A 22,888-nucleotide genomic window follows, 5' to 3' on the forward strand; every position below is an offset into this window, starting at 1 on the left:
CCAGGTGTTCGTCCTGCCGACCAAAACGTAAGTCTTGGGCAGCACCCTTCCTGTAAGGACCCCAGTCCCGAATCGTAAGAAACATCGTCCCGGAAGGTAAGCCACAGCACCCCAATATGTAAGATTATCAGTAGAAAACAAATAGCAAACAACAAGTTGCGTCTCTTGAATCTGAATCTAATGAATCTGAACAAGACGTTGGTTTGATTTTATCCACAGATCCCAACACCACTGGGTTGGGATAGCTTACAAAATGGGATAAACCACCCCCGCAATTGCCGCCGACAAGCGCCAGAACCACTCGTCACAGGGTGATTCGAAAACTATCGGTTTTTGGTGACCTAGATCCGAGAAACCGAACTTTACGCGATGATTGCTTTTCGACATAGTGCAGGGAACAAAGCAGCGAAGTCGTAACAATGAACCATGCTCTACCCCCGGTCACACTGGACGATCTTGCCGTTCTTAGCCAGCGTGCCTCGACAGTGATCGAACGATTGCGGGAGAGGGTATTTTCCCCCGGAACACATAAGCAGCTGGATCTGCTCTTCAACGTCCGTACGGCAGCCGACATGGTTGGCCGATCGGAAAAAGCAATTCGCGATGCAGAGGCCGATGGACGGCTTCCCGAACCTGCCAAAGATGAAACTACCAACCGCCGGCACGGATACGGTCTTGCCGAGGTAAACCGCATGCGAGAGGTTTTCGGTACACTTCCTCACCGCGATCTCGGCGATCCACCGCTGATCATGGCAGTGCAGAACTTCAAAGGCGGGGTCGGCAAAACCACGCTGGTGGTACACCTGGCACAATATTTCGCACTTCGCGGCTATCGTGTCTGCGTCATAGACTGCGACTCGCAGGCCTCAACGACGGCGGTCTTCGGCCTGAACCCGGATGTCGACGTGCACGAAGAGGAAGATACGCTTTACCCCTTTTTGCAGCATGGAGGCCCAAAGTCGCTGCATTATGCACTGCGGGCGACCTATTGGCCCGGCATTGCCTTAATCCCAGCCAATCTGGGGCTTTATGACGCAGAATACGAATTCGCCGCCCGAATGGCGCGCGATCCGGCCTTTATCCTCGACCGGTTGCGCGACGGCGTAGCGTCCATTGCGGATCAGTTCGACATCATTCTGATGGATCCTCCGCCCGCGCTTGGGATGCTGTCGCTGTCGGTGTTGCGTGCGGCCAATGCCTTGCTAATCCCGGCCCCGCCCAACAATATCGACTTCGCTTCCACCGCGCATTTCCTGAAGATGATGGAATCGACCCTGGCGGAACTGGCGCGGCATGGCGGGGCGCGTGAATACAGCTTCGTAAAGATCCTGACCTCCAAGATGAACGACCAGAAATCCGCGCATCAAGCCATCAAGCGCATGATGGACGCGGTTTTTCCCCAGGACATGCTGAACGTCTCGCTGAAAGATTCGGCGGAGATCGATAATGCGACGGCCAACTTGATGACGGTTTACGAACTGACTGGCCCCGCAACCCGGACCGAGACGCACAAGCGATGCCGCGCCTATCTTGATGCAGTTGGGCGCGAAGTCGAACTGCTGGTCCGCAAGACATGGCCAAGCCATCACCGGCAGTTGCGCAAGGAGGGCTTGTTGTGAGCAAGCGGCATGATGCGATCTTTGACGATGTCCTGAAGGACCTGCCTGCGCCGGCGACGTCGGACCGGGGAGGAGCGCGGTTCTTAAAACGTACAAACGCCTTGTCGGAAACTGGCGAGCGCGAGGAAAAGGTGTTGAGATGGGTCGATCCCGCAAGCTGCATGATGTGGTCCCGGCACAACCGAGCCTATGACTTGCTAACTGAGGAAAACTGCCGCGAGCTGATCGACAGCCTCAGGTCTCAAGGACAACAGGAATTTCCCGCGATCGTTCGCAGGCTGCCGGTGGGGCAGGGGCCGGAATACGAGGTCATCTGCGGCGCCCGTCGGCATTTCGCCATAAGCTGGCTGCGCGCCAACAATTATCCCCAGTTCCGCTATCTAATCGAAGTCCGCGACCTGACCGACGAGGAAGCGTTTCGCCTTGCGGATATCGAAAACCGGGACCGCGCCGACCTGAGCGATTACGAGCGGGCCCGAGATTATCTTCAGGCGCTTGGCGCCTATTACGGCGGCAAGCAAAAGACCATGGCCGCGCGGCTTGAAGTGTCCGAGGCGTGGCTGTCGCGATATCTGCATCTTGCTCGTCTGCCAACGGCTATCATCGACGCTTGGCCCCGCATTACCGAAATCCGGGAACTGCATGCCCGACAGATACGCCCGATGCTTCAGGATGCTGAGGACAAAGTGCTGGTCGAAGCGGACAGGATCGCCGCAGAACAGGGAAAGGCTAGGGTGGGGCAGGGAGCCTATGTCGCCGTGCCGAAGGTCCTGTCGCGCTTGAGGGCTGCTGCATACGGCCCCGCGCCCAAGGCCAGCAAGCCCGTGAATGGCGTCAGCGTCGAAAAGCGTGGGAAAAGGGTTCGGATTGAATTCCCGGACAGCATCGACACCGCCGAACTTCGTTCAGCCCTTGACAATTATCTTTTGGGCAGGACCGAAAACTAAAAATTGCCAATTGGCAATTCTAGGATGCCTCGCTGTGTGCTTTGCCGGCCTAGTGGATAACTGAGCAATGTTGCAAGGCGGCTAGTGAACGGCCAGTAGGCCCCCACCGGCCTCTTGTCTGCCGTGGTCGACGCAGCTTCCAGGAAGCAAGGCAAATCGATCGGGTAGTGATAGAAGCGGGCGGCATCAGGCAGGCTAGGTCGGAGTCCAGGCACAGCCTCGGGTTTTCCCGACCTTTGCGCCGATGCGGCAAGCTGCCGGTAAGGATCGGACAGTGAGGGGCCTGCCCAAGGGCAGCGATCACCCCCGGCTTGGGCGATCTTGGAAAGACGTTGAGTTTCAAGCGTAGTTAGCACATGGGCCTAAGCCGACCGTCCGGACAGACAGCGCTAATTGTCGAGTTCTCCAAGCCGGCCCAACATCGCCCTGGTGACCGGACCGGCGTTTCGAATGACGCCCGAACGGGGGGGCGACGAAGAGGAATGCGCCTGATGTGGTGAAAACGGCCCCAAGCTGCCGGTCGGGCGGAACAACGTGCTGCATGCAGCTTTCCCAAACCTGCCCCCTGTGTTCGCCGTAGTGACTAAGGGCGGGGTAGGGCAGGGAAGCAACCACAGTGCGGACATTTCTGCCATTCATCGCCGTGGCGAAAAGGTACGGGTGCCAAGGACGTTCTCAGGCTTGTCGGCGTCGATCGTACCGGGAGTGTTTGAACAGGCGGCAGACAGGTCATTGTGTTTCAAGTTGTCCGCGGAACGCTGAACGCAGACGACCAACACCCATCACCGCCAAGATTGCGAGAACGATCAGCGTCAGAAATACTGCAGCTCCCCTGAACAGGACCGAGTACCCAAGAGCCGAGATCACTGGCGTGGTGAGCAGGGGAGAGCAGAACTGCCCGATGAAGACCGAGGCTGTCAGGATGCCGCCCCCAACCCCTCGCCGTGACCGGGGCAACAGATCCAGTGCAAGAGTGACGAAGGTCGGCGAGACCAGAGCATAACCTGCCCCTATCAATGCGGCGCCTGCCAGATAGGCCGGCATGCCTGGATGCACCGTCAGGGTAAAGAAGCCTGCCGCCATGCACCCGTAACCTGTGACGAAGACCCCGGCATAGCCCACAACAGGCCGGATGCGGGCGTAAAACAGGGCAAGGCAGCCGCCGCTCAGCATCAGTACGCCGAGGGCCGTTCCTGTCATCACAGCACTGTTCTGTCCGTGGAGACCGAGAAAGAACGGCATTTGCGTCGGCATGATGAAGAACAGCATGTTGGTCAGCCCCTGGAGGAGCACCACGGCCGAGAAGAGCACGATCCAAGGATGGCGTCTTTCAGGGTCTGCCATGTGTTCCGTACCGGGCCCCGAGGACGGTCGCGGGCGGTCGGTGATGACCTTCCAGGCTAGGGGCCCACGGCCGAGAAGAGCACGATCCAAGGATGGCGTCTTTCAGGGTCTGCCATGTGTTCCGTACCGGGCCCCGAGGACGGTCGCGGGCGGTCGGTGATGACCTTCCAGGCTAGGGGCAGCAGGACAACGGCCAAGCCGTAGATTGCGAAGGGCAGGCGCGGCGACAGAGATGCGGCCCAGCCTGCCAGCGTGATGAACAGGAGACCTCCGAAGTTCCGGGCAGAGATTTGCAATCCCATCAGCGCGCTTCGATCGGCCCCCGAAAAGTAGTCCGCCACAAGGGCAGTTTGGGCCGTCATGATCAGGGCGACAGCTATTCCCAGAAGCAGGCGGCTGGCGAGGATTGTCGAAAGGCTTGGAAGAACAAGCCCGGCGCACCCTGCGGTCACAAACAGAATGATGCCGATCAGCAGCGGCCGCCGCCGTCCGGTCCGGTCCATGGCAAGTCCTGCAAGAGGCGCAAAGATCGCAACACTAAGAGACGGCGCGGTGACAAGCAGCCGCGTCAGCATTGCAGCATCCGGGTCTTGCGCAAACAGGCGCTCGAGCCCGGGAAGGGCTGGGCTGATGGTGGCATTCGCCATGGTCGTCAGCATTGCCGCCATGAGGAGCGCGACTGCACGATTGTCCCGCCAGACGGGCCTGCCTGCATCTTGCTTTGGGTCTTCCATGTCTATCCCCTTGTTCGAATCACCGACTTTGGAGATCGTGCCACTTCAAGCGAACTTGAGGTCAAGCATGAACCTTCTCGATATTGGAGACGTTGTTGAACACTCCGGTGTCCCAACCTCCGCGCTGCGCTACTACGAGGAGATCGGCTTGATCCGATCCGTGGGACGTCGTGGCCTGCGCCGGCAATATAACAGGGACGTTCTGATGACGCTGTCGCTGATCGCCATGGGGCAGTCCGCTGGCTTTAGCCTGGTGGAAATTGCAGGGATGTTCGGATCGGACGGTCGCCCAGACATTCCCCGCGCCGATCTGCACGCCAAGGCGGACACCCTGCAGCGGCAGATCTCGGATCTTCGTGTCTTGTGCGACGTTCTGCGGCATGTGGCCGATTGTTCGGCCCCCTCCCATCTGGAATGCCCGACCTTTCGCAAGCTCATGAAGGCCGCGTCCGACCGGCAGATCACGAACCGGAGTCTTCGCAAAGGCTCGCCGGCTCGACCAAAGCGTCGCCCACGCGTTTGACGTTTGTGCCAAAGCTTCGAGCCCTCCGGGCGCGAGTACACGGGGGATTGTAGCTGGCCGGAGGCGTCCGGTCCGCAGGCGAGTGCTGCTCTTGCCGAGGCAACGCTGCTTTGGTCGACTGGTGGCAGCGGACCGCGTGTTGCGGATAACGTCAGCCAGGGCACTGCTCTTTCTACGCTCTGGCAAGGCAGGGGACATTCAAACTTGCCTGCACCATCAAGCCTGTGGCTTACTTTCGTGCGAAATCGTACACCTGCCCATCCGCCATCGTGAGTCGCAGCGTGGCGAGCTTGCCGGTCTCGTCCGCTTGAAACTGCGCAAAGCCCATGGGCAAGGGGCCGAGGTTGGCAGCAATCGCCGCAAAGCGGCCTTCTGGCACGAGGCTGGCGGTGAAGACGTCACCATCCCATGGGGCGAGCTTCAGCCGCGCCCCGGTCGTCTTCAGCGCAAGGACGAGTCCCTCCCCCTCAGTGGTCAACGTTGCCTTGCCAAAGACGGGGCTATCGACGCTTGAGGCAAGAGACGCTGTTGGCGGCGACGGCCACGGTGCTGTGGGCCGCGCGAAGGTCGCATTGGCGTCGGCATCGGATTTGCGCGCCGCCGTCAGCTTCGCTGCGACATGATCGATCTCGGGATTGCCCAGCAGGCGATCGAAGGTCCATTCGCCGATGGCGTCGGGAAGGCCGACATTGGTCTCGTTCGTCAGCACAACGACACCCACATCCTGGTCGGGCGCGATGCCGACGAAGGCGCCATAGGCGGTTGTTCCGCCATTGTGCCAGACGACGCGTCCGTTCGGCGTGGACTGCACCACCCAGCCCATCGCATAGGCGACCCTGTCGCTCATCCCAACGCGCGGGATCTTGGTCACGGCGAGGTTCGCCTCCGAGACGATGCGCCTGCCTTCGAACTCTCCGTCCGCGAGATGCAGGCGCACCCATTTCGCCATGTCCTCGACCGTTGAATTGATCGCACCGGCAGCGCCGAAGCCGTAAGGGAAGATCGGCGTGAACGGCACCTCGACAGTGCCCTGCGCCGTCCACCGGTAGCCCGCAGTCGTGTCTGCGGCGGCCTCGATGGCATCGGCGGTGAAGGACGAATCCGTCATGCCGAGCGGCGCGAAGATCTCGGTGCGAACCACGTCGTCCCACTCCGCCTCGCCCATGGCACGGGCCACCACCCGCTGCGCGAGCAGATGGGTGATGTTGGTATAGGCGAAGGTCGAGCGGAAGCTTGACACCGGCTCGACGTGCCGAAGCGACCGGATCATCGCCGACTGATCGAAGCCAAGCAGGCCCACGGCATCGTTGGCATAGGGCGGCAGGCCCGAGCGTTGCGCCAGCATGTCGGCCACGCGGAACTCAGCTGTCACCCAGGGATCCTTCATCTGGAAGTCTGGCTCGTAGTCGACCACCCGATCGTCCCAGTCGAACTCCTTGCGATCGGCGGCGATGGCAAGCGTGGTGGCAAGAAACGCCTTGGTGGTGGAGCCGATCTGGAAGACCGTTGCCGGATCGACCGGTTCGCCGTCTTTCCGGCGCAGGCCAAAGCCCTTGGCATAGACCAGCTCGTCACCGACAACGATGCCGATGGCAAGGCCTGGCAGATCGAAATCCGACATGCCCTTGGCGATATAGGCCTCCAGTTCGGGGGCCAGCGTCCGGACGCGTACGGCCATTGCCTCGTCGGCGCCCGCCGTGCCGGGTAGCAGCGTAGCCAGCGCAAGGATCAGAGTGGCGGGACGGAGGGGTTCTGCGGGCGCGGGGAGTGCCCCCTTCGTGATGATGTTCATCGAAACGGCACTCCATACCCCCGCCGCGGAGGTGGTGAAACGACTTCCGGCGCTGCATGAGCGTGCCACCGGACCCGCGACCTGACAAGCGCGGACTGCGGCAGGTTGGATCCTGGGGATAGGACGCTTGCTGGATGTCCGCCTGTCACGATCCGGCGGCTTGCAGGATCAAAGCCGCCATGACCAGCACATAAAGGCTGCCAATGATGCACAGTAACCGCCAGTCAGGGTGGCGAACCGGCAGACCGCGTTCTACCCTTCGGCGGTCCCGCAGCGCAGCAAGCGCGAGGACGACAATAAGGGCCAGTGTTATCAGATGCAGCTCGGTCACAAGTGTCAAATCGTCGATGTCACCGATGCTTATGTCGGCGTTGCGCATGTTCAACACGACCGCGAACAGCACGCCGACCAGCAATCCGAGCTTGCCGCCAAAGGCGCCACGGTCGTTGGGATCGTAAAAGAAAGTCAGAAAGGCGATGAAGACCCCTGCAAACACCCCGGCCGTCAGCTTCAGGAAGGTCATCGGATGGGTCCGTTCCAGCATGATTGCAGCCTCGATAAAGGCATATCGCGACCCTTGCGCGTCCGGCATTCCGTAGGTTGACGGTTCGTCGCTGACGCCTGCGGTCAGCATCAGGTCGGACACCCGCCATTGGTCCAGCCGATCGCGTATGCCAGGGGTCAGGAATGACTGTTCGATGTCGGGTTCGAACACCAGACGCGATGCACCATAAAAATCCTCGTCGATCTCGATCGCGACCCGCTGCCGATCAAAGGGGTAATGATCCATGTCCCAGTCGTGCCGGAACGTGCCCTGCACGCGACGCGAGGCATAGGATCGGCCGGAACCAGTCTCGATGGTCTCGACGTCATCGAGGTTCAGGCCCGATGCGGCGGTCGGAAACACGATCGTCTCGAGCGGCCTGAACTCGGGCGTGGGGCACAGGCTCCATACCCACAGGATCGCGCCGAAGGTGTCACCCGCCATGTCAAGATTGTAAAGATCCTCGATGTTCACACCCAGTCGGCAGACGGCGGGTGCACTCTCGTCTGCTACCTGGGCATTGGCCGGCCTGAGGGCGAGCATTGCCAGGATCATGAGAACAAGCCCGCCGAGCGCAAGAAGCGCCTGAAGGCGGATTGGCCGCCCGCGCGCCGGTCGTTGCAAAGGTCGCGGACCCCGTCCCATGCTTCATCGTAATCGGAATGGAGCTGGCCATGCTACAGTCTTGTGCGATCAAAGACCAATGATCGTGCCAGGGTACGAACCCTTACCCTCTGGACAACAAAAAGGGCCTTTCCAACAGCAACCAGATGGCAAGATGTGATCATCTGGTAGACCGGGGAAGGTTATTTCGGGCCCTAAGCTGACGGTCAGCCTGGCACCGCCGCCCTGCAGCTTCCCAAACAGGCCGCCTGAAGGACTGGCGTGGCATTGCTATTTGTTACGAGAGATGCGAAGACATCTTCCTCGGCGCCATCATCCTCGCATGCATAGCCATATTCTGGAGCGGATGTTTATAGGGACTGTCCATAGTACAAAACATGGATAAGTTATTCTTTGCGGTTACATTTATCATATATAATTCAAATCACCACAAGTCCGACAAGAGGGACGTTTCCTTCCAGAACTATTGGAACTTAATCCACAACTCTGTGTTGAAATACATTACCTCCCTGTTGGACTCTTGCCCCGCCCTGACCGGCGGGGCTTTTTTCTTGGCACATGTCGAGAAACCTTGAGCAGCCCACAGGGACTGAGAGAATGCAGCCGGGATGACCACGATTGGAAGCTATGAAGCAGCCTTGTCAAAGTTGCTTTTGGATGGGACGACCTTAGCCTTGAGAGGACTTTCTCCTAGCTTTTCATAAAGAGCGCGATAGGCCTCGTTGTGCTGATAGGCACGTAAGGCGTTCATAATCAAGATCCACTCCTCACTCGTCAGTCGCCTTTTAGGATCATAGAAGGAGGAAGAAGTTTGGTGCTGGCAAGAATACATTTTCAGCCTTCTGACAAAAAATTCGATGCTTCCAACGGCCTGCTTGGAAGAAGCGTATTCAGAAAGCCAAGGTTGTTGTGTCAACTACCCGACAGTTGAACCCGCTCCAGCTTGCCCTGAAGTTGTTTTATGCCAGTTCCTGCAAATCTTTCTCCGAGCTCTGAACCTGGTTTGAAAAGTTGAAACTGTGCTATGTCTACACGGCGGGGTTAAGAGGTGGTCCGGGATTTTCGACCAGTTTGCCGCTTCGCTAAGCTCGGGCATGGGTTTCATGTCAGGCAGCGGCTTTCAGGTTTTGGTTGGCGGTATCATAGGCCTCAGCTGGCGTCAGCAACCAGCCTCGGCTTTCGTCGTCATGGGTTTCTTGCTCATCTTCGCTCCATAAGGGCTACGATGAGCCAAAAACCCTCCATCACGCAATCTGCCTAATCTGTCCCATGGGCGCTGACGTCAGACAGCTGTTTCCTTCCGCTCGCTGTAGCGGTCGGTCAGGAAATCTGAGATGTCGCGGGTCAGCAGCGTGAACTTCACCAGTTCCTCCATCACATCAACGATGCGGTCGTAGTAGCTCGACGAATGCATCCGGCCGGCCTCGTCGAACTCGTCATAAGCCTTGGCGACCGAGGACTGGTTCGGGATCGTGATCATGCGCATCCAGCGGCCGAGAACACGCATCTGGTTCACGGCGTTGAAGCTTTGTGAGCCGCCAGAGACCTGCATCAGCGCCAGGGTGCGACCCTGGGTCGGACGGATTGCCCCCATCGAGAGCGGGATCCAGTCGATCTGGGACTTCATCACGCCGGTCATGGCGCCGTGGCGCTCGGGACTGGTCCAGACCTGTCCCTCGGACCACAGGCATAGTTCGCGCAGTTCCTGCACCTTGGGATGCGAGGCCTCGGCATCATCCGGCAGCGGCAGGCCGTTTGCATGGAAAACGCGCGTCTCGCAGCCGAAGTGACGCAGCAGCCGTTCGGCCTCTAGCGTGGCAAAGCGGCTATAGGAGCGTTCCCGCAGCGAGCCGTAGAGCAGCAGGATGCGGGGCGGATGGGTGGCGCGTGACACCAAGGGCAAGCTCGGCTGGCGGATGGCGTCGGGCGACAGGTTCGGCAGGTCGGGGATCATGCGCGGGCCTCCTTCAGCACCGCATCTCTGGGGAACCAGCGGCTGCCAAGCCGCAGGGCGACGTTCACCAAGAGGATCAGCACCGGCACCTCGACCAGAGGGCCGATCACGGCGGCAAACGCCACGGGAGAGGCAAGGCCATAGGCCGCGATGGCCACGGCAATGGCCAGTTCGAAGTTGTTGCCGGCCGCGGTGAAGGCGATGGCCGTGGCGCGCGGGTAGTCCCGGGCGATCAGCCGCCCCATCGCGAAGCTCAGCAGGAACTGGATGGCGAAATACAGGACCAGCGGCACGGCGATCCGAACCACATCGAGCGGCAGGCGCACCACGTCCCCGCCCTTGAGGCTGAACATCGCGACGATGGTGAAGAGCAGTGCCGCCAGCGTGATCGGGCTGATCTTCGGCAGAAATACATTCTGATACCAGTTCGCCCCCTTCAGGGCGATCAGGGTGCGCCGGGTCAGGAAGCCCGCAACAAAGGGCAGGCCCAGGTAGATCAGCACGGCCTCAGTCACGGTCCAGAAGCTCACATCGATGATGCTGCCTTCCAGGCCGAACAGCGGCGGCAGAACCGTCAGGAACAGCCAGGCATAGGTAGAGAAGAACAGGATCTGGAAGATCGAGTTGAAGGCCACCAGCCCCGCGACATACTGGTTGTCGCCGCGCGCGAGCTGGTTCCAGACCAGCACCATGGCGATGCAGCGCGCGAGGCCGATCAGGATCAGGCCCGTCATGTATTCGGGCTGATCACGCAGAAAGATCACGGCCAGCACGAACATCAGAACCGGACCGATGATCCAGTTCTGCACCAGCGACAGCATCAGCACGCGCTTGTCGGCAAAGACCTGGTGCAGCTCCTCGTAGCGCACCTTCGCGAGCGGCGGATACATCATCAGGATGAGGCCGATGGCGATCGGGATGTTGGTCGAACCGACTGACATCGCGTTCAGGGCATCCGGCAGGCCGGTGAAGATCGTCCCGAGCGCGATGCCCAAGGCCATGGCCGCGAAGATCCAGAGCGTCAGGTATCGGTCCAGAAAGGAAAGCCGGCTGGCCGGATGTGGAACGATCATTGCAATATCCTCTGGTCAGGCAGAGCGGGTGCGGGTACCGTGAGCATCCACGACCTGTTTGCCATCTTCCTTGCTGAAGGCGGATTTCTGGGGCGGCAGCAGATCGAGCACTTGCTCTGAAGGACGGCAAAGCCGCACTCCTTTCGGGCTGACCACGATGGGGCGGTTGATCAGGATGGGATGCGCCATCATCGCATCAAGCAGCGCGGCATCGGACAGGGATGGCTCGTCCAGGCCAAGTTCGCCGTAGGACGTGCCCTTCTCGCGGAGCAGGGCGCGCGGCGTGATCCCCATGCGGGTGATCAACTGTTCCAGCATGGCGCGCGCAGGAGGCGACTTCAGATACTCGATGACATGCGGCTCGATCCCGGCGTTGCGGATCATCGCCAGCGTATTGCGCGAGGTGCCGCAGTCCGGGTTGTGGTAGATGATGACATCCATGCTCAGGCGCTTTCTACCAGGGTGGGGTCACAGGCACAGTTCAGCGTCGCAACGGCAGGGGCGCAGATCTCGGGATGACCCTGACAGCAATCCTTCATCAGGAAGCCGACAAGGCCCGCCAAAGCGGAATAGACCGTGCTGTAGATGATGTAGCGCCCTTCCCGCCGGGACCGGATCAGCCCGGCATGTTCGAGATGGGTCAGGTGAAAGGACAGGCGTGAGGTGGTGGCGCCGCCGAGGGCTTCCCCAATGGCGCCGGCTGGCATGCCATCTGGCCCAGACTGCACCAGAAGCCGCACCACGCGCAACCGTGTCTCTTGGGACAAGGCCGCAAAAGCAGCGAGAGCTTGAGGCTCATTCATCGACTCAACTCCTCAACAGATGATGATACGTTGAGCCAGACTTCTTCGAAGGTCAAGGAGCGTCAGAACTGAGTGGCTGGTTTGGGAAAAGTTGTAGGGGCGGCACTATGCACGGCCTGACCGGCAGCTTTGGGCTGAAACGCTTTAAACGACCATGATCGTTAGGGCCATGGAGCGGGTCGCGCCACGACAAGGTTGCTGCGCAGAGTAAGAACGGCCGCAGTGGGAACAGTCTGCTTTGTCGTCGACTGGCGGATATCGGTAAGCAGCTTTCCCTTATGCCTCGCTTCTTGGTATCGGGGTGCCGCAGTGTAGGGCCTCGGAGACAGTATATGAGCATTCAGGACAAGTTCCGCAGACTGGCAACCGACGATGCTCCCGGTCAGGAAGTGCGCCAGTCGTGCGATGCGGATTTCCTGCGGGGCAAGCCGCTGAGCGGCCGTGCCGTCGACTTCTCGCATGGCGATGTCGATGCCCACAAGCCCACCCCCGGTGCCTTTGAGGTCTTCGCGGCGGGTGTCGAGGAGGGCGGCGCACAAGCCTATACCGAATATCGCGGCCGGGCCGATATCCGGGACGCGCTGGCCATCCGGCTGGCAGAATTCACCGGCGCCCCGGTCGATGCGCAGGAGGGGCTGATCATTACCCCCGGCACCCAAGGTGCCCTGTTCCTGGTGATCGCCTCGACCGTTTCGCGCGGCGACAAGGTCGCCATTGTGCAGCCCGATTACTTCGCAAACCGCAAACTGGTCGAGTTCTTCGAGGGCGAGATGGTGCCCGTCCAGATCGCCTATCAGGGTGCGGCCGAACACGAGGCAGGACTGAACCTCGACCAGCTGGAAGCGGCATTCAGGAGTGGGGTAAGGCTGTTCCTGTTCTCAAATCCGAACAATCCGACGGGCGTCGTTTACTCAGACACAGAGATCGACCGCATCGCCACGCTGGCCGGGCATTACGGCGCAACGGTGATCGTGGACCAGCTTTATTCCCGGCTGCTCTATGAGGGCGCAACCTATACGCATTTGCGGGCGCATCCTGCGGCCAAGAACGTCGTGACGATCATGGGGCCGTCCAAGACGGAGTCACTCAGTGGCTATCGGCTGGGCGTGGCGTTCGGTCCAGCCGACATCATCTCACGGATGGAAAAGCTGCAGGCAATCGTCTCGCTGCGGGCGCCGGGCTATAGCCAGGCGGTGCTGCGGACCTGGTTCAACGAACCCGAGAGCTGGATGGCCCACCGCATCTGCCAGCATCAGGCGATCCGCGACGATCTGGTCACGCTGTTCCGGCAGATCCCCGGCTGTGCTGTCCGGGTGCCGCAGGCGGGCAGCTACCTGTTCCCGTCCTTGCCGGATTTGGCCATCGAGCCTTCGGACTTCGTGAAGGCCCTGCGACTGCAGGCAGACGTGATCGTCACACCCGGCACGGAGTTCGGTCCCCATACGCCTGGGTCGGTCCGGCTGAACTTCTCGCAGGACCATGCGCCGGCCGCTGCGGCGGTCGAACGCATCGCCGCGCTTGCGGAACGGTATCGGGCATGATCACTGCCCCCGTTCACGGCGCCCCGGTTCCGCAGGGAAACTATGTGCCCGCACGGCGCAGCGGCAAGCTGATCGTAACTGCCGGGATGACGCCACGAATCGATGGCAGACTGATGTCTCTCGGGCCCATTCGTAACGACGCAGCCGTCGAGGGCTATCGCGAGGCCGTTGTTCTGGCCTGCAGCAATGCCCTGACGGCGGCACAGAGCATGTTACGGGCAGACGAGGAACTGGAAGCCATTCTTTCAATGACGGTCTATATCGCTGCAGAGCCGGACTTTACCGGTCATTCCCGGCTCGCAGATTTTGCCTCGGCCTTCTTGCTCCAGGAACTTGGTCAAGTCGGGGTTTGCAGCCGCACGGCAGTGGGGGTCGCGTCCCTGCCGGGGGGCGCTCCGGTCGAAATCCAGCTGATGGCGGCAGTCAGATGAGCAATGGCGCGTTTTTCGCCCCCGTAACATGAAAACAGATACGAAGCGCGAGGAGGCCCGGGACTCCTAGCCTCCCCTAGTCTACGCCTTACTTGTCTCGCCGGTGCCCTGAGGGCGCCGCCGCGCTGAAGTTGCCCTCTACCCTACATGGCCAATGAACATGAATAGCCAGTTTGGAGAAGCTGCAGTTCAGCGCTATGTTCCCCCAAGTCAGCTATGGGCTGCCTGTAGCAATATGTCCGTCACGTCGGGGCGGAGGCGGGCAGATGTGGCAAGAACCACTGTCCTACCCGCAGCAGCATTCGGGGGCCGGGCAATGTGGCGTAGGCACTGAACAGAGTCAGGTTCGCCCGCTGTCCGGCCCTAATAGCCCCGGTCTCGACGCCCATGCTCTGGGCCGGAACGGGCTTAGCGAGGCTGGTGCATCCGCGACACGCAGTTCGAACACGGGCATCATGCAACGCCATCGGGGGGGTAGGCCCGGACCGACGGTCTTGGAGATCCATACTCACGGTCGGCAAGGTGGTCACGTTCATCCGCGCCTCCGCCAGCAGGGCGATAGTGCGCTCAAGCTGATCCTCCGGCAGCAATGACCGAAGGCCACGCTGCCCTGCCAACCGTGGCGAATCGTAGCGCGGGCGACATGGAGCAGCGCATCCACCTGTGCGGCCTCGTCGGCATGCAGGTCGATCTTTATGGGCTTCGTCAACCGAGGCATCACAACAGCGTTGTCCCGGCCGATCAGATCAGGCTTTCACGTAGTTCCGCCACGGATGCGCTTCCTTGAATCCCAGCACTTCGCGGATCTTGCGATTGGAAAGCGGAGCTTCATCCCTGCCCATCGGCCGGGTGATTGGCGTATTCGGCGCATATTTCGCAAGGAATTCCACCGTTGGCATGGTGGCGGTGATGGTATCATTCACCGCGTTGAACACCTGATAGCCAAGTCCGTTTTTTTGCAGGCAAAGATGCACGATCTCACCCAGGTCGCGGGCATCGATATAGCTCCATGCATTGCGCTTGCGGCTCATCGGGTCGGCCAGGTAGTCGGGGAAGTTGGCGTATTCATGCGGCTCAACGACGTTTCCGATCCGCAGGGCATAAACATCGGCACCATAGCGCATTGCAAATGCACGGCCGGTCTTTTCGTTGACCACTTTCGAGAGGCCGTAACTGTCCATCGGATCGATGTCGTAATCTTCTTCCAGCGGGAACGAATGATAGTCCTTGTCACCTTCGGCAAAGCAGACGCCGTAGGTGGTTTCCGAACTTGCAAAAATCACCTTGCGCACGCCCAGCTTCATGGCCGCTTCCAGCACGTTGTAGGTGCCGACGGTGTTCTGCGCAAAGGTGATGTTGTCGGGGTTGATCATCACCCGCGGCACAGCGGCGAAATGCACTATGGCATCCGGGGCCTTGGGTGGCGCACCTTCCTCAAAAGCATCAAAGCCGAAATGCGTGGTGAAGGCGTTGAACACCTGGCCGCTGTCGGTAATGTCGGCGATCAGCGTATTCACCCCCGGAAGGTCGAGCGGTTTGAGATCGACGTTCAGGATCTTGTAGCCCTTCGCCATCAGATGGGGCACGGCATGGCGACCGGCCTTGCCGGTGCCGCCCGTGAATACGATGCGTTTGGTCATGATGCTTTCCGTTCCTTGAATCCGTTTCGTTGTCCTGCTTAACCCGTGCGACCGGCATCATCCGGCCTCAAGTGGCATCCACACATGAAAACGCCCCGGTGATGCGCTTTTCTTCCACCACCACCCGGCCGCCCATACCAAGCACTTCCAGCAGATCTGACGATACTGCAAGGATCGACATGCTGTTTCCGATGATGCAGGGTCAGGCGCTGCGTTTGCTGACCCCTGAACAGATCGCGCGGCCGCTTTGATGTTTCCTGACTCACCCGGAGAATGACCATGACGCAAGAGAAGGTTGGTTTTGTCGGACTTGGCCTGATGGGGCATGGCATGGCGAAGAACATCGTTGAAAAGGGCTATCCGCTGACCGTGGTGGCGCACCGCAAACGCGCCGCGATCGATGATCTGGTGTCACGTGGTGCCGTCGAAGCCGCATCCTTGGAGGGCTTGGCGCACAATTGCACCGTTATTCTGACGTGTCTGACCGGATCGCCCGAGGTTGCGGCCGCGGTGGCGGCGCTGAAGCCCGGTCTGGCACCGGGTGCGGTGGTGGTGGATTGTTCCACCTCTGATCCGACCGTCACTCTGCGTGTGGCGGCGGAACTCGCCGAAATCGGCGTGGACTTCGTCGACGCGCCCCTGTCGCGCACCCCGAAAGAGGCATGGGGCGGAACGCTCGATTGCATGGTGGGGGCCAGCGACACCACCTTTGCGCGGGTGCAGCCGATTATTGCCACCTGGGCCGCCAAGATCGTGCATATCGGCGCGGTTGGCGATGGCCACAAGATGAAGCTTCTGAACAATTTTCTGTCGCTGGGCTACGCAGCGCTTTATTCCGAGGCGCTGGCTCTGTCGCGCAAGGTCGGCATTCCGGTAGCTGAATTCGACAAGGTCATTCGGGGTGGCCGGATGGATTGCGGCTTTTACCAGACCTTCATGGAGTATGCGCTGGAAGGCAACCGGGAGGCACACAAGTTCACTTTGGGAAATGCTTACAAAGACATGCGCTACGTCGAATCCATGGCAAACGGCTCAATGGTCGCCACGCCGATGGCCAGCGCTGTGAAAAACTCCTTTGCACTGGCGATGGCTACGGGAGGCGATGGCCCCGAAGACTACGTGCCGCATCTGTCCGAATACATCGCCAAAGCTAACGGGCTTTAGATACCAGCTACCACGCCCATCATGACATTGGTGTTCCGCGCCCGATGATGAGGCCCTGACACCCGACGAGATCGCGGTCAAGATGCTGAGGCTGAGGCAGGCGCAGAAGTGCCTCACGGAGCGCACGTCGCCTGACCCTGTCAGGGAGAGGCTGAGCGGCCAGTCGGAAAGCCGGACTGCGGCGCCTGCCAAGGGTCGACCGGCAGGTATGCCCAGGCAAGTCCGTGGTTCTTGAGCCAGTTGAACGACCAAACCAAGCCTCCGCTTGACATGAGGAGCCCGAACCCGACATTCGCCACCAAACGGTAGGTCGCAGGTGATCTCGGTCGACCCGGACCACCTGATGGCTTTACTATCCCTTCTTGAACAGTTCCCGAAGACGGGACGGCTGGCTGCGCAGGTACTGCGGCGGCACCGTGACGGTCGCTTCAAGGGCAGCGGCGGCATGCCAAGGCCAGCGACTGTCGTATGTGATGGTGCGCGCGACACCCACCATGTCTGCATCGCCGGTTGCAACGATCGCCTCGGCCTGTTCGGGTTTGGTGATCAATCCGACAGCAATGACCGGGATAGAGACGGCGTGCCTGACAGCCCGCGCCAGCGGCACCTGGTAGTTCGGCCCGACCGGGATCTTCTGGCCGGCGTCAAGACCGCCGCTGGACACGTTGATCGCGGCACAGCCGCGTGCCTCCAAGGCCTGGCAGAAAGCGACGGTTTGCTCGACATTCCATCCGCCATCCACCCAATCGGTGGCCGAGACGCGTACGGTGACCGGTCGCTCGGCCGGGAAAGCTGCGCGCACGGCATCAAACACCTCCAGCGGAAAGCGCATTCGGTTCTCGAGACTGCCGCCATAGTCGTCCGTCCGCCGGTTCGACAGCGGCGACAGGAAGCTGTGCAGCAGATAGCCATGCGCGGCATGAACCTGGACCGCGTCGAGGCCCAGACGTGCGGCACGGCGCGCTGCCTCGGCAAAGGCATCCCGGATGCGGCCCAATCCCGCCTGATCGAGTTGGATGGGTGCAACGTCATCCGCCCCGAACGGCAGCGGAGAAGGCGCGACCGTCTGCCATCCCCTTGCATCATCCGGCGCGATCTGCGCGCCACCCTTCCAGGGCAGGTCGGTTGAAGCCTTGCGCCCGGCATGCGCCAGCTGGATCGCGATCGGTATCGGCGACCAGCGTCGCACGCTGTCCACCACCCGGCGCATTGCCTCCTCTGTGGCATCATCCCACAGGCCGACATCCGCATAGGTGATGCGGCCCTCGGGAACGACCGCCGTTGCTTCGATGGTCAGGATGCCCGCACCGGAATGGGACAGATGGCCTAGATGCATCAGGTGCCAGTCGGTCATGCGGCCTTCTTCGGCCGAATACTGGCACATCGGCGCGATGACGATGCGATTGTCCAGCGTCAGGCCGCCAATGGTGATGGGCTCGAAGAGCTTGGATCTGGGCATGATATGTCCTCCGGTTACAGGGATGGAACAGTCAGGGGATGAGGCGGTCTTGTCGAAGCCGTGCAAACAGATCGAAGAAGGCTTCGTCGGTCGCATGGTAATGGATAAAGCCAAGGCGACGGCTTTTCGACATGTCGGTGACAACCTCGATCGGCCGCCCCAGATCGGCATCGGTATGCCACGGCGAGGCAAGGCGGTTCAGGTCCGGCTCCACAAGCCCGTGCCGTTCGGCGATCTGCTTCCAGATCGCGGCGTCCCCCGACATCTGTGTCTCCAGCGGGCGAACAATTCCGTCGAAGGGCGCGGCTTCGATGCCAAACCATTCCGCAATTCGGCCCCACATCCAGCTCCAGCGGAAGACGTCACCGTTGACGATGTTGAACGCCTCGTTCCTGGCCGCATCGGTGGTCGCGGCCCACAGCATCTGCGCAGCAAGCTGGCGGGCATCCGTCATGTCGGTGAGACCGGACCATTGTGCGGCACTTCCGGGAAAGACGAACGGGCGTCCCGTTTCGCGGCAGATCGTGGCATAGGCAGCCAGCGTCGTTCCCATGTTCATGGCATTGCCAACCGCCTTGCCGATGATGGTATGCGGGCGATGAACGCTCCAGCCGAACCCGTCGCGCGCGGCTGCGGCGAAGACCTCGTCCTCCTGCGCATAGTAGAAGTTCTCGATGTCGAGCCTGCCTTGGGTTTCCCGAAAGGGTGTGTCCGGCAGCTTGCCCTTGCCATAGGCCTCGAACGGGCCGAGGTAATGCTTGAGCCCGGTCACAAGGGCAACGTGACAGAGCGATCCGGCAGGACGGAGCGCGTCCAGCAGGTTGCGCACCATCGCCGCGTTGACGCGGATGTTCTCGGCCTCTGTGGCCTGGCGCGACCAGGTGGTGATGAACAGATGGGTTGGCGCGGCATCTTTCAGCGCGTTCGAAAGCTGAGCGGCATCGAGAAGGTCGCCGGCGATGTGACGCAGGCCGTCCTGCGCCGCGGGACTGCGTGAAAGTCCTGCCACATCCCACGCCTGATCCAGCAGCAGGCGGACGATCGCGCTTCCCGCGATTCCGGTGGCGCCGACGACAAGTGCGTTTTGGGTCATCATGATCTCCGAGTCCTGACGAGAGTCTACCTATGAACGGCAGGCGGCGGGCGCTAGACGAAACCAAACAGTGCCCTAGAGACTAAAAGATGCCTATCCCATGAGCGACGACGAGGACTGGCGCGAGGATTGCGCGCTGCGCCGCATTCTGGAGCTTTTCTCGACCAAATGGACCAGCATGGTGCTCCATGTGCTCCACGCGCGCCTTGGTAACTCAGCCCGCGCGGGCGTTCTGCTGCGCGCGGTTCCTGGTGTCTCGAAAAGATGCTGACCCAGACCCTGCGTGACATGGAGCACGCGGGGCTGGTTCACCGCCATGTTGAGGGCACCATTCCGCCCGCGGCTGAATATTCCATGACTGACCTAAGAAAACGGTTCGTCGAGCCGATCGAGATGATCTATGCATGGGCGCGAGAGAACAACGATGCCTTGGACGCGCTGAAGCTGCGGGAAACCTCGCGCAGAAGTATGTAACAACCATGCTGTCGGGCATTGCCGGGTCCGCCTGGCTGTGCAGGACCGCTGACCGGATGTGAGGGGCAAGATGCCAGATCTGCTGTTCCAACAAGTCGATGTGTTCTCAATCGAGCCGTTCAAGGGAAATCCTGTGGCGGTGGTGATCGGGGCGGATCATCTGTCCGACCGCCAGATGGCGGAATTCGCGAAATGGACGAACCTGAGCGAGACGACATTCCTGCTCGAGCCAACCACGCCCGAGGCCGACTATCGGGTCCGCATCTTCACGCAGGTAGGAGAGCTTCCCTTTGCGGGCCACCCGACCCTGGGGACCTGCCATGCCTGGCTGACCAATGGCGGGACACCCCGCGGGGACGTGATCGTGCAGGAATGCGGGCTGGGGCTTGTTCCGGTGCGCCGTCATGAAGGACGGCTGGCCTTTGCCGCGCCAGCTCTCCTGCGCTACGGCTCCCTCGAGGAGGCCTTGCTGGTCCGTATCGCGAAGGGGCTGAGGATCGAGAGAGGCGCCATCCTCGATGCCCAGTTGATCGACAACGGTCCGGGCTGGGTTTCTGTTCAGCTTGGATCAAGGGCCGAGGTTCTTGCGCTCGATCCAGACTATGCGGCGCTCGACGATCTCAAGCTCGGTGTGGTCGGAGCATGGGATGCGGTCCAGGACGGCCTGGAGGCGCAATTCGAGGTTCGTGCATTTGCCATGGGTGTCGGCGTGAAGGAGGATCCTGTCACCGGCAGCCTGAATGCGGGTCTGGCGCAATGGCTGATCGGGAGCAATCGCGCGCCTCGTTCCTATGTTGCCAGCCAGGGCACGGCGCTTGGCCGAGCTGGTCGAATTTTCGTGGATCAGGTGGCGGATGACATTTGGATCGGCGGGGTCACCAAAACCATCATCAGCGGGGGCGTGAGCTTCTAGCTTTACATTTCCAGAGGAGCCGCTCCGCTGGAAGAGGATTTTGCCTCGGATGACGGCATCTTCGTCGCGCATCGCAGACTAACCGCCATACAAGGGCCTTACCCTTGACTGTCAGAAGATGTCGCGCTTCCCTGCCGCACCGTGGCACAGGGGAGACTGGTGGAACAAAGACGGCTGGGCAACCGCAGCGTTGGCGCTATCGGCTTTGGCGCGATGAGCTTTGGCGGGATGTTCGGCCCAACGGATGACGCGACGTCGCTGGCCTGCCTGGATGCAGCGGTGGATGCCGGTATCAGCCATTTCGATACGGCCGATATCTACGGCATGGGTGTATCGGAACGGATCCTCGGCAGGTGGGGGCGTCCGGACGTACACCTTGCCACAAAATGCGGCATCCTCAATGGACCGCCGCGCGCGGTGCGAAATGACGAAGCCTATATCCGCCAGTGCCTGGAGGAGTCGCTGCGGCGACTTAATCGCGAGCATGTGGATCTTTACTATATCCACCGCCGCCAACCCGACATCCCCGTCGAGGAGCTTGCCGGGACCATGGCAAGGCTGGTGCAGGAGGGAAAGATCGGCGGCTATGGTCTGTCCGAAATCGCGCCGTCGACGTTGCGTCGCGCCCATGCCGAGCATCCCGTGACTGCGGTTCAAAACGAGTTCTCCCTCTGGACGCGACTGCCTCAGCTTGGCCTTATCCAAACCTGCCAGGAACTTGGTGTCGCCTTTGTCGCCTTTTCTCCCCTGGGCCGGGGAATGTTCGGGCGCGAACCCCTGAAGCGGGATTTCCGCCCCGGAATGGACTTTCGGGACACCAACCCGCGCTTCATCGAACCGAACTTCTCGGCCAATCTCCGTGCCCTTGTGCCGTTTCGCGACCTCTGCGCCCGGCAGGGTTGGACAGTCCCGGGTGCGGCGCTTGCATGGATTCTGGCGCAGGGCGATCACATCATTCCAATCCCCGGCACGCGAACGGCGGATCACCTTCGTGACTGGCAGGTCGCGGACCTGAACGCCGCAGATATTGCGGAAATCGAGCGCATCCTTCCCGCAGGACTTGCCCACGGCGACCGTTATGGCGATCATCAGATGGCGTTCGTGGAGCGTTATTGCTGAAGGCCGCGGTGGCCCTGCTGCTCTGCTTTACGACCACCTTGCGAACCAACTTGGAAGCTGCTGATCGCCTTCGTTGCGCGGCAGTCGTGCGTTGACATAGGGAATGCCGGTTTGCAGTGTCCTGTCTGCTCGTCGGCTGCGAAGTGCCGCTCCTATCCCTCGACCAGCTGCCAAAACCCGTATTTGCGCTACGGCTGAATCTTGGTGACGCGGCTTGATCAGGCGGCGCGGCTTTGGTCGGCGTCGGGTTGAGCGACACCGATCTCCGAAACGATCTGCGTGTCTTCGGGCAGGACCATCGTCCATTCCGCCATTCTCAGGCCAAGCAAGGTCATCAGGGCAGAAGCAAAGCACACCAGTGTGTCTGACGTCAGCGCCCATGGGACAGATTAGGCAGATTGCGTGATGGAGGGTTTTTGGCTCATCGTAGCCCTTATGGAGCGAAGATGAGCAAGAAACCCATGACGACGAAAGCCGAGGCCGCCTCAAGCTCGAGGCGGTCTGCTGAGGAAAGAAAGCCGGGGCGGATCATAGGCGTAGCTGAATCGTTCCAAACCCAGCCGTCAAGTCACCAAATTCGGCTGCCGCAGGACTCCGAGTATAAGGCACTTTCCCAAGCGAAAAAACAGGCGAACGGTATCGATCCGGCATCTAATCAGGGTCTGTGAAAGCACGCCCGTAGACGTCAGGATCGCCACACCACCCACTTCCTGGACAAAAACAAGGGGTGGCGGCTCTGAGGGCCGTCTCCTCCTTGGTCAATGGGGCGCTGCAACGCAAAGAAGATCAAGCTTCCGCCTTGCCGCTCATGTGGCGTCACTCACAGGGCGGTTTGTTCCACCAACCCATCATGCCTTGGCTGCACAGGGGCACGGACGTTCGTGCGCTGAATGGACGGCCTTACCCTGTATTACATTTCCAAGCCTCTTCCCCTTGGAACCGTGATCAAATCAGCGCGTTCACTCGCCGAAGCCCAGTGGCCGGCGGATGCGGTCACACTCTACCCTCCCTTTCCTTTGATGCCCCGACGTTTTCCCGGGCCGGGGTCTCCTTCAACCCCGGCCATGGGCGGAGCGGTCTCGGCAGCACTGCAGAAG

General features: G+C 60.8%; 22 protein-coding genes. 11 read left to right on the plus strand and 11 right to left on the minus strand.

Features of this window, described 5'->3' with window-relative positions; genetic code table 11:
* The first annotated feature begins 485 nt into the window (after window positions 1-485).
* The gene (locus Q5701_RS19675; RefSeq protein WP_306752643.1) at window positions 486-1,619 is read left to right on the plus strand and encodes an AAA family ATPase; all 1,134 of its coding nucleotides are present in this window, start codon (window positions 486-488) and stop codon (window positions 1,617-1,619) included.
* A complete protein-coding gene (locus Q5701_RS19680; RefSeq protein WP_306752644.1) occupies window positions 1,616-2,566 on the plus strand; it encodes a ParB/RepB/Spo0J family partition protein in 951 nt (316 codons plus the stop codon). Before Q5701_RS19675 ends, Q5701_RS19680 begins: the two co-directional genes overlap by 4 nt.
* A 729-nt stretch (window positions 2,567-3,295) precedes the next feature.
* On the opposite strand, the gene Q5701_RS19685 is transcribed toward Q5701_RS19680, so the two are convergent.
* Together Q5701_RS19685 and Q5701_RS19690 are read right to left on the minus strand one after the other, a co-directional pair.
* Complete coding sequence (locus Q5701_RS19685; protein ID WP_306752645.1) at window positions 3,296-3,910, minus strand: MFS transporter; 615 nt, start codon at window positions 3,908-3,910, stop codon at window positions 3,296-3,298.
* A gap of 56 nt (window positions 3,911-3,966) precedes the next feature.
* Complete coding sequence (locus Q5701_RS19690; protein WP_373568571.1) at window positions 3,967-4,644, minus strand: MFS transporter; 678 nt, start codon at window positions 4,642-4,644, stop codon at window positions 3,967-3,969.
* A gap of 67 nt (window positions 4,645-4,711) precedes the next feature.
* On the opposite strand from Q5701_RS19690, the gene Q5701_RS19695 reads away from it, so the two are divergent.
* Complete coding sequence (locus Q5701_RS19695; RefSeq protein WP_306752646.1) at window positions 4,712-5,167, plus strand: helix-turn-helix domain-containing protein; 456 nt, start codon at window positions 4,712-4,714, stop codon at window positions 5,165-5,167.
* 229 nt (window positions 5,168-5,396) lie between these two features.
* Here the strand turns inward: Q5701_RS19695 and Q5701_RS19700 are convergent, their stop codons facing one another.
* The 6 genes from Q5701_RS19700 to Q5701_RS19725 all read right to left on the minus strand — a co-directional run bounded on the left by Q5701_RS19700 (window position 5,397) and on the right by Q5701_RS19725 (window position 11,957).
* The gene (locus Q5701_RS19700) at window positions 5,397-6,959 is read right to left on the minus strand and encodes a serine hydrolase (RefSeq protein WP_306752647.1); all 1,563 of its coding nucleotides are present in this window, start codon (window positions 6,957-6,959) and stop codon (window positions 5,397-5,399) included.
* 145 nt (window positions 6,960-7,104) lie between these two features.
* A complete protein-coding gene (locus tag Q5701_RS19705) occupies window positions 7,105-8,058 on the minus strand; it encodes a ligand-gated ion channel (RefSeq protein WP_306752648.1) in 954 nt (317 codons plus the stop codon).
* 1,351 nt (window positions 8,059-9,409) lie between these two features.
* A complete protein-coding gene (gene arsH, locus Q5701_RS19710) occupies window positions 9,410-10,081 on the minus strand; it encodes an arsenical resistance protein ArsH (protein ID WP_306752649.1) in 672 nt (223 codons plus the stop codon).
* Window positions 10,078-11,154 (minus strand): ACR3 family arsenite efflux transporter, encoded by a 1,077-nt coding sequence (gene arsB / locus Q5701_RS19715; RefSeq protein WP_306752650.1) that lies wholly within the window; start codon window positions 11,152-11,154, stop codon window positions 10,078-10,080. Before arsB ends, arsH begins: the two co-directional genes overlap by 4 nt.
* 15 nt (window positions 11,155-11,169) lie before the next feature.
* A complete protein-coding gene (arsC, locus tag Q5701_RS19720; protein WP_306752651.1) occupies window positions 11,170-11,595 on the minus strand; it encodes an arsenate reductase (glutaredoxin) in 426 nt (141 codons plus the stop codon).
* A gap of 2 nt (window positions 11,596-11,597) precedes the next feature.
* Window positions 11,598-11,957, minus strand: coding sequence for an ArsR/SmtB family transcription factor (locus Q5701_RS19725; RefSeq protein WP_306752652.1), 360 nt, complete (start codon window positions 11,955-11,957; stop codon window positions 11,598-11,600).
* A 332-nt stretch (window positions 11,958-12,289) separates the two neighbouring features.
* On the opposite strand from Q5701_RS19725, the gene Q5701_RS19730 reads away from it, so the two are divergent.
* Window positions 12,290-13,498 (plus strand): pyridoxal phosphate-dependent aminotransferase, encoded by a 1,209-nt coding sequence (locus Q5701_RS19730; RefSeq protein WP_306752653.1) that lies wholly within the window; start codon window positions 12,290-12,292, stop codon window positions 13,496-13,498.
* Window positions 13,495-13,929 (plus strand): RidA family protein, encoded by a 435-nt coding sequence (locus Q5701_RS19735; protein WP_306752654.1) that lies wholly within the window; start codon window positions 13,495-13,497, stop codon window positions 13,927-13,929. The genes Q5701_RS19730 and Q5701_RS19735 overlap by 4 nt, the downstream gene beginning before the upstream one ends.
* 746 nt (window positions 13,930-14,675) lie before the next feature.
* Here the strand turns inward: Q5701_RS19735 and Q5701_RS19740 are convergent.
* Entirely contained in the window at window positions 14,676-15,569 is an 894-nt protein-coding gene (locus Q5701_RS19740; RefSeq protein WP_306752655.1) for an NAD-dependent epimerase/dehydratase family protein, read from the minus strand.
* 273 nt (window positions 15,570-15,842) lie between these two features.
* On the opposite strand from Q5701_RS19740, the gene Q5701_RS19745 reads away from it, so the two are divergent.
* Window positions 15,843-16,733: an NAD(P)-dependent oxidoreductase gene (locus tag Q5701_RS19745; protein WP_306752656.1), complete on the plus strand. Its 891-nt coding sequence runs from the start codon at window positions 15,843-15,845 to the stop codon at window positions 16,731-16,733.
* A 352-nt stretch (window positions 16,734-17,085) separates the two neighbouring features.
* Here Q5701_RS19745 and Q5701_RS19750 read toward each other — a convergent pair whose 3' ends face one another.
* Window positions 17,086-18,192 carry an NADH:flavin oxidoreductase/NADH oxidase gene (locus Q5701_RS19750; RefSeq protein ID WP_306752657.1) on the minus strand — a complete coding sequence of 369 codons (1,107 nt, stop codon included), beginning with the start codon at window positions 18,190-18,192 and terminating at the stop codon, window positions 17,086-17,088.
* A gap of 31 nt (window positions 18,193-18,223) precedes the next feature.
* Window positions 18,224-19,288, minus strand: coding sequence for an SDR family oxidoreductase (locus Q5701_RS19755; protein ID WP_306752658.1), 1,065 nt, complete (start codon window positions 19,286-19,288; stop codon window positions 18,224-18,226).
* 97 nt (window positions 19,289-19,385) lie between these two features.
* Here Q5701_RS19755 and Q5701_RS19760 point away from each other — a divergent pair, with 97 nt between their 5' ends.
* The 5 genes from Q5701_RS19760 to Q5701_RS19780 all read left to right on the plus strand — a co-directional run bounded on the left by Q5701_RS19760 (window position 19,386) and on the right by Q5701_RS19780 (window position 22,459).
* Complete coding sequence (locus Q5701_RS19760; protein WP_306752659.1) at window positions 19,386-19,556, plus strand: hypothetical protein; 171 nt, start codon at window positions 19,386-19,388, stop codon at window positions 19,554-19,556.
* Complete coding sequence (locus Q5701_RS19765; protein ID WP_306752660.1) at window positions 19,550-19,759, plus strand: winged helix-turn-helix transcriptional regulator; 210 nt, start codon at window positions 19,550-19,552, stop codon at window positions 19,757-19,759. Before Q5701_RS19760 ends, Q5701_RS19765 begins: the two co-directional genes overlap by 7 nt.
* A 70-nt stretch (window positions 19,760-19,829) precedes the next feature.
* On the plus strand, window positions 19,830-20,672 hold the full coding sequence (locus Q5701_RS19770; RefSeq protein ID WP_306752661.1) for a PhzF family phenazine biosynthesis protein: 843 nt from the start codon (window positions 19,830-19,832) through the stop codon (window positions 20,670-20,672).
* A gap of 159 nt (window positions 20,673-20,831) precedes the next feature.
* Window positions 20,832-21,791, plus strand: coding sequence for an aldo/keto reductase (locus tag Q5701_RS19775; protein ID WP_306752662.1), 960 nt, complete (start codon window positions 20,832-20,834; stop codon window positions 21,789-21,791).
* Window positions 21,792-22,237: 446 nt separating this feature from the next.
* Window positions 22,238-22,459, plus strand: a complete 222-nt coding sequence (locus tag Q5701_RS19780) for a hypothetical protein (protein WP_306752663.1) — start codon at window positions 22,238-22,240, stop codon at window positions 22,457-22,459.
* The last annotated feature ends 429 nt before the right edge of the window (window positions 22,460-22,888 follow it).

Origin of the sequence: Paracoccus actinidiae (assembly GCF_030863885.1) — a bacterium.
GTDB lineage: Bacteria > Pseudomonadota > Alphaproteobacteria > Rhodobacterales > Rhodobacteraceae > Paracoccus > Paracoccus everestensis.